Below are 15,946 nucleotides of genomic sequence, written 5' to 3' on the forward strand. Positions count from 1 at the left end.
GGCACGTCGAGCACTGATAGACTGAACAAACTTGAACTCACACCAGGTCATGCGCGAGCAATTGGAGGATTGCCGCGTAGTAATCTTCCGCCAGACCATCGGGTTGCGCGGTACCCATGGCTCTGCTGACCACAGCCATCCCCCCGGCCGACAAGGTGAAGGGTGCTGTCTCGCCCGACATTACGTCGATCCATGCCGGGATGGCCTTGCCGCTCTTGGCCAAGCCATTCCACCATGCCACGGCTGTCTCGGCGATGGCCATACGCCGCGCCGCTGCGGCATAGAGCGGGACGCGAATGGCATCGAACCCGAAGCGGGGTGGTTTGTCTCGTGCCGGGGCAAGTTTGCCGGCAGCGTCCATCTCGAACCAATCGACTGGCAGAGCAAGCGGGCCGAAGCGGGCGGCGGTCAGAAGCTTGACGCCATCGTCGATGACCGGCCCCCAGACATTTTCACCATCCAGTGCCGCAAAGGCATCAAGCGCCGACCAGATATAGTACGATGGGTTCACCACCACCCGCCCGTCCTGGTTGAAGCCCTGAAGTCCCGGGAGGAGCACCGCGCTTCCAGCCCGTTCGACCACCAGCCGACTGCGGATTGCCTTGCGGATGTCGCGTGATGCAAGCCCGTATTCCGCCACTTTCCACTGCTTTGCCGCCCGCGCCAGTGCCCATGCGATCAGGATGTCGCCGTCCGTGGCGTTGTTGGGATCGGCTACCGGATTGACGTCACGTGGGTCGTACTTCCATGCGTGGAGCGCAACATCGTGCCTGAGCAATGTCGTCGCTGTCCACTGAGCGAGAGAGTCGAAAGTTCGCCGGTCGCCATTGAGGCAAGCCAGCAACATGCCGTAGCCCTGGCCCTCGCTATGGCTGATGTTGCCGTTGCCGTTGTCGATGACCCGGCCGGCGGGCAACACGAAGCGTTCCCGGAATTGTGGCCATAGCCCCTTGTGCGCCTTGGCATTGCCGGCGGGAACCTTGCCACAGGCGGCAGTCAACACCGCGAAGCAGCCGAGCGCGAAATCACGGCGACCGATACCCCCGAGTTTACTTGCCATGGCGCAGTTCGATGACCTGTTCGCGCCAGTTGGCGGATGTCTGGATGCCTGGGGAACTGCCCAGCGCGCGGAAGCACGCATCGAAAGTCCCGCGCAGCAGTTCGAGCAGGAACGGGCGGGCAGCGGGCGACAGCACGTCGGGTCGCAACAGGCCCGGGTCATGTTCGACGACCAGCGCCGCTTCATCGGCGTAGAGGCGGCCTTGACCGAGGTCGAGATCACTCCACAGGCGGTTGACCTGCATTTCGAGATCCGACAGGTCGGTGACCAGGTCTAATTGCAAGCGCGCCGCCAGACGCTGTCCGAGCGCAAAGCCGAAGCCCGCGATCTGCTTTGCCGAGGCCGCATCGCCGAGTTCTGCGACGATCATCGACAGGATCAGCGGGACGCCCGGGGAGCGCGTCTTCCCGAAGCTTTCGCGCAGTGGCATCTGGATCACCGGTTACCTCCAATCGCTTGCCGAATTCCTATCAGCGAGCGGAATTCTTCGTATTGTCCGAAGCTTGTGAACGAAATGTTGCCGCCGACCTGAGTATTTGACGTAACCTTGTAATAAATCTCGCCGCCTGCCGAGATGGCAAAGCCGGTGCGACTCAGGCTGTCGTAGCGCGCCCTTACGTCCCCGTTCAGAGCCTTGAGCGCATCAAGCTCGGCCTGAAGCGCGGGATCGGTGGGATAGAGCGCGCTTTCCTCCTGGCTAAAGCTCTGGAAGCCCGGCGTCAGGTTGGCCTTGATGTCGAGCGTCTCGCTCTTGAGGCTGTAGTTGATCGGGAAGCCGATGCTGAGGAAGCTTTGCGGGCTGAAGTACCCGCCGTTGCCATAAGTGAAGTAGTTCTGGTTGTTGTCGTAAGTCTGGTAATTGGCGTTGATCCCGCCGGTCAGTTGCGACCGCGCGCCCTTGATCAGGCGAAGATAACCGCCGACGTTGGCCTCGATGCCACGATTGCTGCGCACGTTGGTACCGTTATAGCGGTTGTAGGCGACCTCGCCGTAGACGCCGCTGCCGTTGCGATCATACGAGAAGCCCGCACCGCCGCCGGTGCGCATGACCTGGCCCCAGCGCTCTCCGGAGACGGGATCACGGGTGCCCGCATAGGACACGATCGAGTCCGTCACCGGTTTGCGTTCGGCCCAGGCCTTGGCCCGCACGCCGGGTGACAGCTCGGGCGTCACGCTGGCGCGGAATGTAGCCTGGGTCTTGCCCATGCCGACCGGGGTAGTGCCGCCTTCGACCTGCACGTTGCGGTCGGCATATCCGATGGTGAAGGCAACGCCCGAATCCTGCTGCGTCTGTGCCTGTGCGGGCACGGCACGCTCCTTGTCGACGATCGCCTGCGCCTCGATCGTGGCATTGCGCCCGAAGCGCGACAGGCCCGAACCGGTGGGTCGCCCGGAATCGATCACCACCGCCTCCGCCCGCGCACGCACGCGGCCCCCGGCAAGGCCGGTGGAAAATTCGGCAGTGCCCTTGATTTCGCTGAGCGCGCTAAGGCCGGTTTCACCCTTGCGGCTGCGATAGCTGGTATCGAGATCGGCGCGCGGGCGTGCGTCCTCGTTCAGCGTCTCGATATCCGAGGCGATCGCCGCAAGGACGGGATCACCAGCAACGGCAGCTGGTGCGGGCATTCCGAACGATCCTGCAGGAGCGCCGCTCCATTCCGATGGTGTTGGAGTGGCGCCGGGCGGGAGCGGGGCAGCGGCGTAGCCTGGCGTCGCATAAGTCTGCGGCGCGAAGCCTTGCGGCATGGAACTGGCCGAAGACTGTGTCGGCAACCGCGTACCATTGCCCAGCGCGAATGGATTTATCGGGGGCGGTGCCGGGGTCGCATAGGCCTGCGCGCGGAACGGATTTCCGTCACTCACGCCCGGTGCCGCTGTAAAGGGATTAGCGCCGGGCTCGATCGCGGTGCTCCCGCCGTTCTGGCGTGCGTAAAGCGCGCGCGCCTGCTTGAGCAGACGCACCGCAGTTCCTTTGTCACCCCGGTCCTGCGCCACCCGCGCCAGAGTGAGGCTGACTTGATAATCCTCGGGATAGGCGGCGAGCGCGCGGTCGGCGGCGTCCTTCGACATCTCCTTGTCGCCTGCCGCCTGAGCAGTCTGTGCAAGACCGAGCAAGGCATCGCGATTGCGGGCGTCGCGGACCAGCACCAGCTGCCAGGATTGCGCCGCGCGCGCCGACATGCCGCCGCTTTGGTAAAGTCGGGCGAGAGCGGAGAGAATTTCCGGATTGTCCGGGGCGGAGTTCCATGCACCCTGCAGCAAGTCGAAGGCGGGGGCGAACTGGCCGGAAACACGCAGGCGTTCTGCCTGCGAAATCGCCAGGCCTGCCGACATCCGCGCCAGAGTCCGCTGTCCATCGGGCGACGACCCGGCAAGCACCGACGCTCTCTGCAAGGCAGCGCGCGCAAGGTCCTCACGACCGGAGCTGGCCAGTACGCGTACCAGTGCATCGTAACCGCCAAGGTCGGTGATTTCACCGTCGAGTGCGGAGCTGGCGATGCTTGCAGCGGTGGATTCATCGCCAAGATCGTAAAGCGCGCTCGCAACTTCGGCTCGCCGCGCCGGGGCGAGCGATGGCTGGGTCGCGATCTGGCGCAGCGCGGATATCGCGCCAGCCTTCTGTCCAGCCTGAGCCAGCGCCTTCGCGCGGGCAATCGCTGATTCAATCTTGATGCTTACTGCGAAGTTGCGCATTGCCGGGCTACGCTGGCTTTCGGGCACCCGCTCCACCAGCGCCGAGGCGGCAAGCAGGTTGCCGAGATCCTTGTTGATCAGCGCTGCGGCATAAACCGCGTCAGAATCACTCGATTGCGCCAGCGAGGTTACCAGCGATTCTGCTTCGGCGCGGCGGCCGCGTCCGATCATGTAGCGGGCGAACTCATAGCGGATCCACGGATCGTCGCGATCGATCATCAGACCACCCTGGAATTCCTGCTCAGCAGCGTAATCGTCGCCGCGAGCCATCGCGGCGAGCGCGCGGCCTCGGGCGGCTCGGCTGGCGAGGCGCTTCTCGTCGCTGCCACCGCCAGCACTGGCCTGCCGGTAAAGGTCGGCCGAATCGGCAAAGCGACCCTGCTGCTCATAAATCTGCGCGAGGAGTTCGAGCGCCGGACCCTGTTGCGGATAGCCGAGGCGCACGGTGTCTTCAGCGATGGCTTGCGCCTTGTCGTTCTGCCCTGCCTCCAGCGCTTCGCGCGCGTCCTCGAGACCACCGAAAAAGCGGGCAGAGGCCAGCGCATCAGCCCATCTGCTGGCTCCGGGCAGACGCGAGGCCCGCTCAAGCAAGTCGCGCGCGTCGGAAAAGCGGTTCTGGCGCAGGCGTACGATGCCAAGGCCACCGAGCGCGTCGCCATCGTTGCGATTGGCCGCAAGGGCACGTTCGAAGCGACTGGCGGCCGCACCAAGATCGCCTGATTCGAGCGCAGAAAAGCCCGCGACACGAGCCGTACCGGCACTGGCAGTTGCTGTCGGGCGCGCCGGCGCAGTTGATGCCTTGCGCGGGGCAGGTTCTGCGTTAACGGCCTTGGGGACGGGCTTTGCGACCGGAACAGGAACCGGCTTTGGCCGGGCTGGCGCGGCAACCGAAGCCGTCGGATCGATTGCCCGCGCGCGACGCAGGGCCTGGTCGGCAAGGTCGTTGCGACCTTTCGCGCGCCAGTAGACAGCCTGATCGAGCAGCGCCTTTACGGCGGGCGTCGTTGCCAGCACCGCCGAGGGAACGGCCGCGCCTGCCAGCATCGCCGCCAGCAGTCCACAGCGGATCGTCGTTTGCGAACGGCTCATGGGTTACGCGCCTTTTTCATCGTTAGCGCTGAGCCGCGCTTTTGCGTGGCGGCTGAAGAACAGATATGCCGGGCCGGTCAGCGCGAGCGCCAGCAGCAGAGTTGATAGTGCCATGAGCAGCGGCCGCTTGCTGAACCAGTAGGCCACCTTCATCCACGCCGGTAGTGAACCGACCCAATAGGTCGGCCCGACCGCATAACTTGCCATCCCCTCGCCCGAGGTGACGGAAAGATCGCCCTGGATCTGGGCGTTGATCTTGGCGTCGGCCATACCGTCGACCAGAAGTGGCAACTGGCGCACGTCGTCGGCCAGCAAGGCGACGACCGTGCGATCGTCGGCATAGGGGGAGCGGAAGCTGGTGATGCCGGAAAATCCGCGCGCACTTTGCACGATCGCGGCGACATCTTCGGGATCGGCTTGATCGCGATTGCTGAACAGCGCCCCGATGTATTGCAGGGGCGAGCGTTGCGCGACTTTCAGTCCGTCTCCCGAATAGTGGACCGGCGCGTCGGCGAAGAACTGCTCGGCACCGGCAAGCGAGGAATTGCCGATGATCAGGATGTCCTGATCGGCAAGGCGGGAAGGATCTATCCGGTCGGTCACGGTTATTCCCGTTGCCGCAGTGCCCGTTGCATCGCCGAAGCGGCCCATCAGGCCAAGAAATGCCTCGACCGAAGCGGGCGACGGATTGCCCACCATGATCACCGTGGTCTGCGCAAGGTCAGGCCGGATCGTGAATGGATAGCCCGCGCCTGCAAACGGGGCGAGGTCCGGCATTTCCATAGCGTGATAGGCCTCGGTCAGGTCGATCACGGATTCTGGCAGAACCGACACGCGAACATTGTCAGGCAGCATTCCGGTGCACTTCTGCTTGTTCGCCACGATCAGGTTGTAGTCGAAGACGATTTCGTTCTGCCCGAACAGCGCGTAGCGGGGCAGTATGACGCTCTGGTGCCCGTCATGGCTGCTTGCCCCGCGGGAGCCGAACAGCCCGGACCACCAGCTTCCCGTCAGTGGCAGCGTATCGAGATATTGCCCATTCAGCGATACGTCGAGCCGCGAGGCGTCACGGTCGAGCCACTTGGCTACAGGGTAGCGGTAGCGCAGGTCGATCTGGCCACCCTGGCGCGGCCAGAAGAACAGATCTGGCGCAACGCGAAAGCGCGTGGTCAGTGGCCCCGGCGGCAGGCCCATGCCCTGGAGCGCGAAAGGTTCGACCAACTCGCCGAGGCGGATTGCGCGGTTTGTGGGAAGCCACCGCGGCGCGCCATAGCTGGGCCAGGCAGGAAGGCGGGCGCCCTCGAAGCTCATGCGCGCGCCGCCGAACACGCCCTTGCCCGTGGCAAGCGCGCCCGCCGCGAGGCGCAGTTCGGCATTGTCGCGGCCCATGATCACCAGCAACGTGCCGGTCTTGTCGCGTGGATTGGGAATGACCGCCGCAGACGGGCCGGTCACCGCAAGGCCTAGCTCGGGCATCGCGCCGTTGCGATTGAGGAACACGATCGCGTTGCCAGTGGGGATCTGCCCGTACGAGGCCTTGAACGAGTAGCCACGGTAGCTGGCCAGACTGCCCAGCCACGATGCGATCGGGGCCGCGGCTTCCAATTCACCGGCACGGGGTTGCCCTGCGAAAACGAACGGCACCTTCAGCGTGGAATTGACGCCCTTGTCGAAGAACGGGCCGGGCAGGCGCGCAAGGTCGGGACGCCTGGGGAGCGTCTGCGTGCCAAGGTCGAGCCATGAACGCGTGTTGCTGATGTTGGCCCATAGCAGGCTGCTGAAGGGATCTTCGCAATCGCGCGCGTAATGCGCAATCAATCGTAGGTTGAGCTGGTTGTCTCCGGGCAGGAACAGCGCGGGGTTGATCGGCACGGTGATCACCTGCCCGCCGGAGTTCTCGTTGCGCAGCGCGATAATCTGCGCGACTTCACCATTCACGATGACCACGAGCTGGCTGCTGTCGCCGAGCAGCGCAGGGGACCACGCCGCCTGCAAGGTGATCGAAGCGGTGCTGACTACCTGATCTTCGCGCAAGCCGAACGGGATGCTGATCTCGCCACGCGTGCCCTGCAGGCGGATCGCGTTGCGGATGCGCAGATCCTTCAGGGTCAGACGTTCGGCGTTGATGGCCGATGGCGGGGCAGCGCTAGCCACGACCGGTGCGGCGTAGGCATTTTGCGGTAGCAAGGCATAGCCAGCTGCGGCCAGCGCGAGCGCAAAGCCTGCGGCCTTGCCCAGCGTGGGAACCCAGCCCGGTCGCGCCGCGCTCTCCACCGCCGCCGCGCTACTGATCCGCGCAGCCTCTTCGGCCTTGATCTTGCGGCGCTCGGCAAAATTCAGGCGTAGCGCGCGTTTTACGGTTACAGCGTCGATCACGATAATATCCTGGAGCGAACGCAGTCCCTGGACGCGTTCGGGGGGAGCGGTCCGCTGCCATGCATCGGCGCGACCCATGACGGCACGCACCAGTTGACGAGCGGCGATATTTTCGAGCGGGAGGAACCTGACCGCAACGAAACCGTCACGGCGGGCCACCTGATCTACACGGATCGAGAGGTTTTCGGCGCCCGTCGAAAGCACGATATGCGTTACCGGTACATCGAGCGTGGCAAGGCCTGCGGGGAGCTCGATCGCCGCCCCGCCCATCGAAATGTCGTTGGTGGTGCCTTTGGCGACGTGCCCGGAGGCGAGGTGCACGGTGACCGGCAGTCGCGCCTGCAGGCGGATCTCCTGCCGTGCCTGCCGGGTCTCACGTGCCACCGAAACGGCCGCGAGCAGAAGGATCAGGCTGAACCCGCCCCAAGCCAGATTAAGCAGAAGGGTATCGAGCTGGACGTTGAAGTATTGCCTGAAGAAGAGATACTTGACGATCGCCAGCACCATCCCGCCAGCCAGCAGGCCGACAGTGATGAGATGCGGCTTGACGATGGCCCAGTCGAAATAGGTGCGATCGAGCAATCCGCCCTTGTCGGTCACGTTGAACTTGCCCTTGCGCGGCTGGAACCAGGTAATGACGGTGGGCGCGACGAGATGGAACGCGAGGATCGTCTCGTAGATTTCGCCCCAGAACGGACGGCGCCATCCGCCTTGCTGCCGTTCGGAAGCGACTTGCGCGCAGAACAGGTGCGGAAGGGCGTAAGCGAAGATCAACGAGGCCGAGGCCTGGATGATGTTCTGGCCGAAGATCAGGTACGCGAGCGGGCTGGTCAGGAAGACGATGCGCGGCAGCGGAAATTGGAAATGCAGCATGGCATTTAGGTAGCAAAGCCGCTGCTGCCACTTCAGGCCCTTGCCCAGCAGCGGATTGTCGATGCGCATGATCTGCGTCATCCCGCGTGCCCAGCGGATGCGTTGGCCGATGTGAACGACGAGGCGTTCGGTCGCAAGGCCGGCCGAAAGGCGTGCCGAGATATAGGCAGTGTTCCAGCCCATGCGCTGCAGCTTGAGCGCAGTGTGCGCGTCTTCGGTGACAGTCTCGCCGGCAAAACCGTTGGTCTGCTCAAGCGCGGCGCGGCGGATCACCGCGCACGATCCGCAGAAGAACGTCGCGTTCCACAGGTCGTTGCCATCCTGCACCGGGTTGTAGAACAGGTCACCTTCGCCGGGCATGTCGCGCACCGGGGCAAGGTTGCGCTGAACCGGGTCGGGCGAATAGAAGAAGTGCGGCGTCTGCATCAGCGCCAGCTTGGCATCCTTCTGGAACCAGCCGAGCGTCAGCTGCAGGAACGACCGGTTCGGAACGTGATCGCAGTCGAAGATCGCGATCAGTTCTCCATCGGTCTTCTTCATCGCGGCGTTGAGGTTGCCGGCCTTGGCGTGAAGGTTGTTGTCACGGGTGATATACCCGCAGCCCGCTTCGCGTGCGAAGGCGCGGAACTCCGGACGGCGACCATCGTCGAGGATGTAGACCCGGAAGCGATCGACCGGGTAATCCATGTCCATGGCCGCGTAGACCGTGTTACGGACGATATCGAGGCTCTCGTTGTAGGTCGGAACATAGACATCGACCGTCGGCCATGTGTCGGGTTCGCCCTGGATTTCCACGGGTGGGCGCTCGAGCGGCCAGCTCGTCTGCAGGAAGCCAAGCAGCAGCAGCACCCAGGCATAAAGCTCAGCCAGATAAAGGCCGCCACCGAAGAAGAATTCGGGAAGCGTGTTGAACTGCAGCGTCTGCGTGGTGCGCCAGAACATGTAGCGCGTGGAGGTCAGGATCGCGAGGATGCCCAGCGTCAGCGCCGCCTTGCGCGACACCCGGCGCGAAAGCACCATCGCGCCGATCACGGTTCCACCCGCCATCAGCCATTGTTGGCTCAGGTCGAGCGGCACGCCGATTACCACTGCGGCGGCGAAAAGCACTGCGGCCAGCGCCAGCCATCCCAGCGCGCGGTTGTAAAGACCCGTCACGCGGCGTCGCTTCGCGAAGCTGGATCGTGTGCCCCTGTCTGCTGGTGCATTGGCAGGCTCGCCAGCCGATTGGCCAGCGCGGCAATATCCGCAAGGGCAGCACTGGAGGGAGCATAACGTGAAAGCGGCTGCATCATCGCTGCAGCTTCTCCTACCGCTTCGTCAGCCTGGATTGCGCCAATCAGCCGGTCGCCCAGCAGTTCACGCACAAAACTTGCCGCGTGCCGTCCGAGCCGACGAGTATCGTCGACCCGGTTGAGCAGGAATACCGCGCTTTCCGGCAAGACTTCGAGAGTTGCCGGAAGCGAGTACAGACACTCCGCATTGGGGACCAAGACGCACAGTTCAAGATCGGCGTGCGGTCGCAATTGGGCCGCAACTCCATCATCGGCCCCGGAAAGATCGACTATGTGGATCGTTTCGCCCTTGAAGCTGAAATCACCGCTGGACAGGCCTTCGCCGAGATCGCCCGTCTGCCCCTGAACCGTTGCGTCGAGCAGTAGCACCCCGTTGATCGGCCCGGTGGCAGCCGCCGGAGCATCGAATCCAGGCAGCGGCTGGTCCGCGCTCAACCCGAAGTGCAGCCCGAGCGTGCTGCACCGGGACAGGTTGAGCAGGACCGATGAGCGGCCGCTCGCTGCGAGCGCGACAGCGAGATTGGCTGCGAGCGTCGTCGTGCCAACACCGCTGCGCAGCCCACCGATAAGCAAAAGTGCCATCAGATCTCCCCCTTTTCGGCAGCTGAGGAAATCCGCGCGAGCAAGGTGCGCACGTCGGCAGAGGTGTTGCCCTGCGACACGGCTTCAGGCGCGCCGTACTTGCGCGAAAGGACAGATCCGATGGGCGGGGAATCCGGGAAAGTTGTCGATGTTGCCTGCACCGAACTCGCACCGGCGTAGTTGAAAACGCGGCTGTCGCGAATTACCGCTTCAAATATTGGCCAAGTTTCGAGATCTGAAAATCGATCTGCGAACTCTTTGTAGCGGAACTGGCTCTGGTTCAGCCTGTCGAGCAGGCTCTTGACATCTGATCGCATTTCACTCGCCCCCCGCTAAGGTTGGCCAAATTGCTCCATTATGGAGTGGTCGAATGACGCGCATTGGCTATACCCTTAGGAAATCTACGTAAATCTTTGCAGGGAATGGTAAACAGACCGCTAACGCGCGCAGCTTTGTGCAGAGAAATCAGCGCTTGAACGTTCTGCGCGCTGCAAAAATCATTCCCGATCGATCGGGATGAACGAGACCTTGTCGGGACGCCCGCTGGCAAGCCGGGGGCAAGGCAGGCTATCCCCCGGCAGGCGACGCGAGGCCAATGGGTCGAAAGCCGCGTGTCGGGTTCTGGAAATGCCCCCTCTTCAACACAACAGAAGAGAAAGACCTTATCCCGCACGCAAACGCACGATCCAGCCGTGCAAGCGCGTTCGTGTCCAATTCATCCCCAAGTCGCAGCAAACCTTAATAATGTTCGCTGATGACCCGACCACACGAATGTTTCGTTACGCCTCAAAGTGTTACTGGACGGGACGACAGGTTGCTGGCGACTGCGAAGTCTCTGTCCCAATAGGGCGGATCGCCAAAACTTGCGCGAAGGCTTTCGCCAAACGCCTTTATCTTCGCAGCGGCTCCGTGATCGCGGGGATAGGTCAGGAAGAGCTCCGCGCCCTCGGCCGGCCAGCCTATATCCACAACCGAAAGTGCGCCCTGGCGGACTTCGTCGTGCACGAAGAAGCTCGGCAGCAGGGCCAGGCCCAGTCCCGCCAATGCCGCGTCGCGCATCACGACGCCGTTATTGACCCGCAATGCAGCCTTCGGCCGGACAACGGCCCAACTCGTGCCCACAGCGAACCGCCAATCGCCCGAACGATTGGCATAAAGAATGCCGCGGTGCTCCTCCAGGTCCTTGATCGCAGCCGGCGTACCATTGTTTGCGAGATAGTTCGGAGACGCAACCAGCAGTCGGCGGCTTCTTGCCAGCCTGCGCGCGATGAGGCGCCCATCGCCAATTGCTCCGTGGCGCAGTACCGCGTCGAACCCGCCGGTCGCTGCATCGACGAAGCTGTCGTCAAGCTCGAGCGACATCTCGATGGCGGGATGGTCTATGAGGAAGCGCGCGATCGCGGGTCCGAGATGGAGAATACCGAAGCCGACGGGCGCGGAAATCCGCAAGGGCCCGGCCAGCTTGCCGCTGCTGGCATCGAGCTCAGCGGCGGCCTCTTCGATTTCGCGCATAATGCGTTGCGCGCGCGACAGGAAGGCCAGACCTGCGCTGGTCAGCGTCAGCTTGCGCGTCGAACGCTGGAGCAACGTCACGCCAAGGCTGCGCTCGAGTTCGGCCAATCTCTCGCTGACGACCGACTTCGCCAAGCCAAGCCGGCGCGATGCAGCGCTGATCGAGGTTTCCTCGACCGTGGCAATGAAGGCGGCGATGCCGTCAAGCTTCATCATCGTTCGGTTTTTCCGTCAGCCAGATCCAGAATTGGATGGCTAGTGTGAACGATGCATCATCGGCATCTTCAGGTCCAGACAGCGAGATGGTATGGGCACTTCCACGACCCGTCCCGCTGGAACGCGAACCAATGGAGACTGATCATGAATGACTTTACCGGAAAGAACGTCCTTGTCCTGGGTGGCAGCCGTGGCATCGGTGCTGCGATAGTCCGCCGCTTCAGCCAAGGCGGCGCTACCGTCGCCTTCACCTATGCTGGCTCCGAGGGTGCGGCACAGGCACTGGGGCAAGATACGGGCGCGCAGGCAATCAAGGCAAATAGCGTCGATCGCGATGCCCTCACGTCCACGGTTGCCAGCCGAGGAGCACTTGACGTGATCGTGATCAACGCAGGTACACTGGTCATGGGCGATCCGCTGGAGCTTGCCCCGGATGACATCGACCACATGATCGATGTCAACGTCCGGGCACCTTATCATGCGGCCGTGGAAGCGGCACGGCGCATGAACCCCAATGGCCGCATCATCGTCATCGGTTCGGTCAACGGCGATCGCATGCCGTTTGCTGGTGGCGCGGCTTACGCGATGACCAAGTCCGCCGTGCAGGGCATGGTGCGCGGCCTCGCCCGCGACTTTGGGGATCGTGGCATCACAGTAAACAGCATCCAGCCGGGGCCGACGGACAGCGACATGAACCCTGCCGAAGGTCCGATGGCATCAACCATGCACAGCTTCATGGCCATCAAGCGCCACGCCAAACCAAGTGAGATCGCCGAGTTTGCGGCATTCATCGCGGGTCCCAACGGCGCGATCATCACCGGCGCCATGCACACCATCGATGGTGGCTTCGGAGCCTAAGGCTAAAGCCACCATCATATCGGCGGATGCGGCCAGGCGCTCGCTGCCCGTATCCGCCGAATTGCGGTCATTCCCGAGACTTCTCAGCTGATCGAATCCAGCCTTTCGATCACCAGCCGATGGGAAGCCAACCGGCCATCAGCTTGCCGTCAAACTTGCGCCGTGCGCTTCGCTCCACAATAACCAGGACGCAGGCGCTGGTATAACCGCCACATCGTTGCCACTTAGCGCCAATGGCATCCCAAAAACCTGAACCTATCGTTTCCATCGTGGGTCTTGAAAAGATCTACCAAGGCGGCTTCCATGCACTGAAGTCGGTGGATCTCGATATCCACCGCGGTGAAATTTTTGCTCTGCTTGGCCCCAATGGAGCGGGAAAGACGACCCTGATCGGCATCGTTTGCGGGCTTGTCCGGGCGACAGGCGGCACGGTGATTGCAGATGGCCACGATATCGCCCGCGACTATCGCTCGGCCCGGGCCAAGATCGGGCTCGTGCCGCAGGAACTGGCGACCGACATGTTCGAGACCGTATGGCACACGGTCAATTTCAGCCGGGGCTTGTTCGGCAAACCGCGCGACCCGGTGCTCATCGAGCGAATTTTGCGCGATCTTTCGCTGTGGGACAAACGGCACAGCAAGATCGCCGGACTGTCCGGCGGGATGAAGCGCCGCGTCCTGATCGCCAAGGCCCTGTCACATGAACCGACGATCCTGTTCCTCGATGAGCCCACCGCTGGCGTCGATGTCGAACTGCGTCGCGACATGTGGGCCATGGTGCGCCGGTTGCGCGACAACGGCGTCACGATCATCCTGACGACGCACTACATCGAAGAAGCCGAGGAAATGGCAGATCGCATCGGCGTGATCGACGGTGGAAAGATCATCCTGATCGACGAAAAGCACGCGCTCATGGAGAGGCTCGGGCGGACGCGCGTGACTGTCGGGCTTGCTACGCCGCTGACTGCGCTGCCTGCGGATTTCGCCGACGAGGGAATGGCTCTGACAGACAATGGGACCTCGCTGACCCTCACGCTCACTGGCGAGGATGATAGCGCAACCGGCGCTGCCGACCTGATCAAACGTCTGGTCGCTGCAGGCCTCGATTTCCGGTCGGTAGAAACGACGAGATCGTCGCTTGAGGACATTTTTGTCGATCTGGTGGAGAAGCAGGCATGAACTTTTTTGCAGTGCGGGCCATCTATACGTTCGAACTGGGCCGCACGCTCCGGACACTGTTCCAGAGCCTTGCAGCGCCGGTCATATCCACCTCGCTCTATTTCATCGTGTTCGGGTCGGCGATCGGATCACGCATGCAGACGATCGACAACGTCAGCTACGGCGCTTTCATCGTGCCCGGCCTCATCATGCTGGCGCTGCTGACCGAGAGCGTTTCGAACGCCTCGTTCGGCATTTACCTGCCGCGCTTCACCGGCACGATCTATGAACTGCTCTCGGCACCGGTTTCCGCGTTGGAGGCGTTGATGGGCTATGTCGGCGCGGCGGCCACCAAATCGGTGATTCTCGGTTTGATCATTCTGGGCACGGCCCGGCTGTTCGTGCCCTTCGAGATCGTCCATCCATTCTGGGCGGCCGCGTTCCTGATCCTGATTTCGGTCAGCTTCAGCCTGTTCGGTTTCATCCTGGGGTTGTGGGCCGACGGTTTCGAGAAGCTGCAGGTCGTCCCGATCATGATCATCACACCGCTCACATTTCTTGGCGGCACCTTCTATTCGATCAAGATGCTCCCGCCGACTTGGCAGACGGTGACCATGTTCAATCCGATCGTCTATCTGGTGAACGGTTTTCGTTGGGCGTTCTATGGCCAATCCGACGTCGGTGTGGGCTTCAGCCTCTCGATGATCGTGGTGTTCATGGCCCTGTGCGTTGCCATCATCGCATGGATCTTCAAGACGGGCTGGCGTCTACGCACCTGAAGCCAGAGTGCAATGCACCGGCCCGCGCGGTGATCCATGACTATCGGGCCGCAGGCAGCACCAGTGGCAACGATCTGCGCGCTGCGGATAGCATGCACGGTCGTGTCGCTGTCGCCATGAAAACTGGTGACGGGGCGAAAGACTCGGTGAAGCTGGATTGCTCATTGGTCGTCCTCTCGAATCCACCATTTTTTGCTTTCTGCCGTTGGACGCGCATGACGCGGCCTCTTGGCATCGACGGAAATTCCCGCGATGAGCCGGTTGTGAACTTATCTCCTTGCACCCTGTCACCCGCGTCCGCTTCGAGCATGAACGCATGATGCGCCGCATCGCTTCCGTATTCGATCCATTCGTGCTGGCACTGATCGGCACGGTTGTGCTGGCCAGCTTCCTGCCCGCGCGTGGCGGCTTCGCCCAGACAGTGGCGATTGCGGCAGATGCCGGGATCGTGCTGTTGTTCTTCCTGCACGGTGCGAAACTTTCGCGTGAGGCGATCTGGGCAGGCGCGAGCAACTGGCGGCTGCATCTGGCGACGCTTGGCGTCACTTTCGCTGTGTTCCCACTGCTCGGTCTCGGCATTGGAGCCACGCACATTGCGCCGCCGGAGTTTGCAGCCGGAGTGCTGTTCCTGACCTTGCTGCCGTCGACCGTGCAGTCCTCGATCGCCTTTACCGCGATCGCGCGCGGCAACGTCGCGGCGGCGGTGTGCGCAGCCTCGTTTTCCAACCTTGCGGGGATCTTCATCACGCCTGCGCTGGTCGCGTTGCTGATGGGCGGGACGACCGGGGGGATGTCATGGGGATCGGTGGGCACGATCTTCGCGCAACTGCTGTTGCCGTTCGTGCTTGGCCACCTGCTGCGGCCCTGGATCGGTGCATTCGTGGCGCGGCACAAGACGCTGACCAGCCGGGTCGATCGCGGATCGATCCTGCTTGTGGTTTATTCGGCGTTCGGCGCGGCCGTGGTCGAAGGCCTGTGGAGCCGCGTCGCACCTGCCAGCCTGCTTGCGCTCACCGCAATGTGCCTGCTGCTGCTGGCGATCGTGCTGGCGGCGACCTGGGCGCTCGGCCGGGCGATGGGCCTGCCGCGCGAGGACGCTGTGGTGCTGCTGTTCTCCGGCTCGAAAAAAAGCCTCGCGTCAGGCGTGCCGATGGCAGGGGTGCTGTTTCCAGCCGCACAAGTCGGGATTGTGCTGCTGCCGATCATGATCTTCCACCAGCTGCAACTGATCGCCTGCGCGGTGATCGCGCCAGAGCTGGGGAAAAGTGCGCCAGCAGACGAGGCTTGAGCAATCCCGAAGGCGTGCGCACCGCGTGCAGTCAGACGTTTCAGCAAACGAAACTTGGAGCGGGCGAAGGGATTCGAACCCTCGACCCCAACCTTGGCAAGGTTGTGCTCTACCACTGAGCTACGCCCGCTCGAGCGTTTCTAGCCGGTGGGAAAATGTCCCGTCCGGCT

Annotated in this window: 12 protein-coding genes and 1 tRNA gene; 5 read left to right on the top strand and 8 right to left on the bottom strand. The window is 62.9% G+C overall.

Translation table 11 applies throughout. The features are described from left to right. Positions 1-37 precede the first annotated feature (37 nt). From GGQ88_RS06155 to GGQ88_RS06185, 7 genes are all read right to left on the bottom strand, one after another. The gene (locus GGQ88_RS06155; protein WP_183612243.1) at positions 38-1,060 is read right to left on the bottom strand and encodes a family 8 glycosyl hydrolase; all 1,023 of its coding nucleotides are present in this window, start codon (positions 1,058-1,060) and stop codon (positions 38-40) included. After that, the gene (gene bcsD, locus GGQ88_RS06160; RefSeq protein WP_425490419.1) at positions 1,050-1,490 is read right to left on the bottom strand and encodes a cellulose biosynthesis protein BcsD; all 441 of its coding nucleotides are present in this window, start codon (positions 1,488-1,490) and stop codon (positions 1,050-1,052) included. The genes GGQ88_RS06155 and bcsD overlap by 11 nt, the downstream gene beginning before the upstream one ends. A 5-nt stretch (positions 1,491-1,495) precedes the next feature. Further along, positions 1,496-4,843, bottom strand: a complete 3,348-nt coding sequence (locus GGQ88_RS06165; RefSeq protein ID WP_183612245.1) for a cellulose biosynthesis protein BcsC — start codon at positions 4,841-4,843, stop codon at positions 1,496-1,498. Positions 4,844-4,846: 3 nt separating this feature from the next. After that, positions 4,847-9,247 carry a UDP-forming cellulose synthase catalytic subunit gene (bcsA, locus tag GGQ88_RS06170; RefSeq protein ID WP_183612246.1) on the bottom strand — a complete coding sequence of 1,467 codons (4,401 nt, stop codon included), beginning with the start codon at positions 9,245-9,247 and terminating at the stop codon, positions 4,847-4,849. Then, positions 9,244-9,966 carry a cellulose synthase operon protein YhjQ/BcsQ gene (locus GGQ88_RS06175; protein ID WP_183612247.1) on the bottom strand — a complete coding sequence of 241 codons (723 nt, stop codon included), beginning with the start codon at positions 9,964-9,966 and terminating at the stop codon, positions 9,244-9,246. Before GGQ88_RS06175 ends, bcsA begins: the two co-directional genes overlap by 4 nt. Continuing rightward, the gene (locus GGQ88_RS06180) at positions 9,966-10,283 is read right to left on the bottom strand and encodes a hypothetical protein (protein ID WP_183612248.1); all 318 of its coding nucleotides are present in this window, start codon (positions 10,281-10,283) and stop codon (positions 9,966-9,968) included. Before GGQ88_RS06180 ends, GGQ88_RS06175 begins: the two co-directional genes overlap by 1 nt. Positions 10,284-10,752: 469 nt before the next feature. Then, positions 10,753-11,694, bottom strand: a complete 942-nt coding sequence (locus GGQ88_RS06185) for a LysR family transcriptional regulator (protein WP_183612249.1) — start codon at positions 11,692-11,694, stop codon at positions 10,753-10,755. 144 nt (positions 11,695-11,838) lie between these two features. Between GGQ88_RS06185 and bdcA the strand changes: the two genes are divergently transcribed. The 5 genes from bdcA (at position 11,839) to GGQ88_RS06210 (ending at position 15,776) form a co-directional block, all read left to right on the top strand. Further along, positions 11,839-12,552, top strand: a complete 714-nt coding sequence (bdcA, locus tag GGQ88_RS06190; protein ID WP_183612250.1) for an SDR family oxidoreductase — start codon at positions 11,839-11,841, stop codon at positions 12,550-12,552. 233 nt (positions 12,553-12,785) lie between these two features. Continuing rightward, positions 12,786-13,730, top strand: coding sequence for an ABC transporter ATP-binding protein (locus GGQ88_RS06195; RefSeq protein WP_183612251.1), 945 nt, complete (start codon positions 12,786-12,788; stop codon positions 13,728-13,730). Next, on the top strand, positions 13,727-14,488 hold the full coding sequence (locus GGQ88_RS06200) for an ABC transporter permease (protein WP_183612252.1): 762 nt from the start codon (positions 13,727-13,729) through the stop codon (positions 14,486-14,488). The genes GGQ88_RS06195 and GGQ88_RS06200 overlap by 4 nt, the downstream gene beginning before the upstream one ends. Then, a complete protein-coding gene (locus tag GGQ88_RS06205) occupies positions 14,452-14,808 on the top strand; it encodes a hypothetical protein (protein ID WP_183612253.1) in 357 nt (118 codons plus the stop codon). Before GGQ88_RS06200 ends, GGQ88_RS06205 begins: the two co-directional genes overlap by 37 nt. Further along, positions 14,808-15,776, top strand: coding sequence for a bile acid:sodium symporter family protein (locus GGQ88_RS06210; RefSeq protein WP_183612474.1), 969 nt, complete (start codon positions 14,808-14,810; stop codon positions 15,774-15,776). The genes GGQ88_RS06205 and GGQ88_RS06210 overlap by 1 nt, the downstream gene beginning before the upstream one ends. 55 nt (positions 15,777-15,831) lie before the next feature. On the opposite strand, the gene GGQ88_RS06215 is transcribed toward GGQ88_RS06210, so the two are convergent. Further along, positions 15,832-15,906 (bottom strand) — tRNA-Gly (locus tag GGQ88_RS06215). Between the last annotated feature and the right edge of the window lie 40 nt (positions 15,907-15,946).

It is taken from the genome of Novosphingobium hassiacum, assembly GCF_014196055.1.
Taxonomy (GTDB): Bacteria; Pseudomonadota; Alphaproteobacteria; order Sphingomonadales; family Sphingomonadaceae; genus Novosphingobium; species Novosphingobium hassiacum.

What these genes read in the sequence shown, in the direction of transcription:
- GGQ88_RS06205 (WP_183612253.1), top strand. Translation starts at nt 14,452, where the DNA reads ATGGATCTTCAAGACGGGCTGGCGTCTACGCACCTGAAGCCAGAGTGC.
- GGQ88_RS06175 (WP_183612247.1), bottom strand. Translation starts at nt 9,966, where the DNA reads ATGGCACTTTTGCTTATCGGTGGGCTGCGCAGCGGTGTTGGCACGACG.
- GGQ88_RS06155 (WP_183612243.1), bottom strand. Translation starts at nt 1,060, where the DNA reads ATGGCAAGTAAACTCGGGGGTATCGGTCGCCGTGATTTCGCGCTCGGC.
- bcsD (WP_425490419.1), bottom strand. Translation starts at nt 1,490, where the DNA reads ATGCCACTGCGCGAAAGCTTCGGGAAGACGCGCTCCCCGGGCGTCCCG.
- GGQ88_RS06180 (WP_183612248.1), bottom strand. Translation starts at nt 10,283, where the DNA reads ATGCGATCAGATGTCAAGAGCCTGCTCGACAGGCTGAACCAGAGCCAG.
- bdcA (WP_183612250.1), top strand. Translation starts at nt 11,839, where the DNA reads ATGAATGACTTTACCGGAAAGAACGTCCTTGTCCTGGGTGGCAGCCGT.
- GGQ88_RS06185 (WP_183612249.1), bottom strand. Translation starts at nt 11,694, where the DNA reads ATGATGAAGCTTGACGGCATCGCCGCCTTCATTGCCACGGTCGAGGAA.
- GGQ88_RS06200 (WP_183612252.1), top strand. Translation starts at nt 13,727, where the DNA reads ATGAACTTTTTTGCAGTGCGGGCCATCTATACGTTCGAACTGGGCCGC.
- GGQ88_RS06195 (WP_183612251.1), top strand. Translation starts at nt 12,786, where the DNA reads ATGGCATCCCAAAAACCTGAACCTATCGTTTCCATCGTGGGTCTTGAA.
- GGQ88_RS06210 (WP_183612474.1), top strand. Translation starts at nt 14,808, where the DNA reads ATGCGCCGCATCGCTTCCGTATTCGATCCATTCGTGCTGGCACTGATC.
- GGQ88_RS06165 (WP_183612245.1), bottom strand. Translation starts at nt 4,843, where the DNA reads ATGAGCCGTTCGCAAACGACGATCCGCTGTGGACTGCTGGCGGCGATG.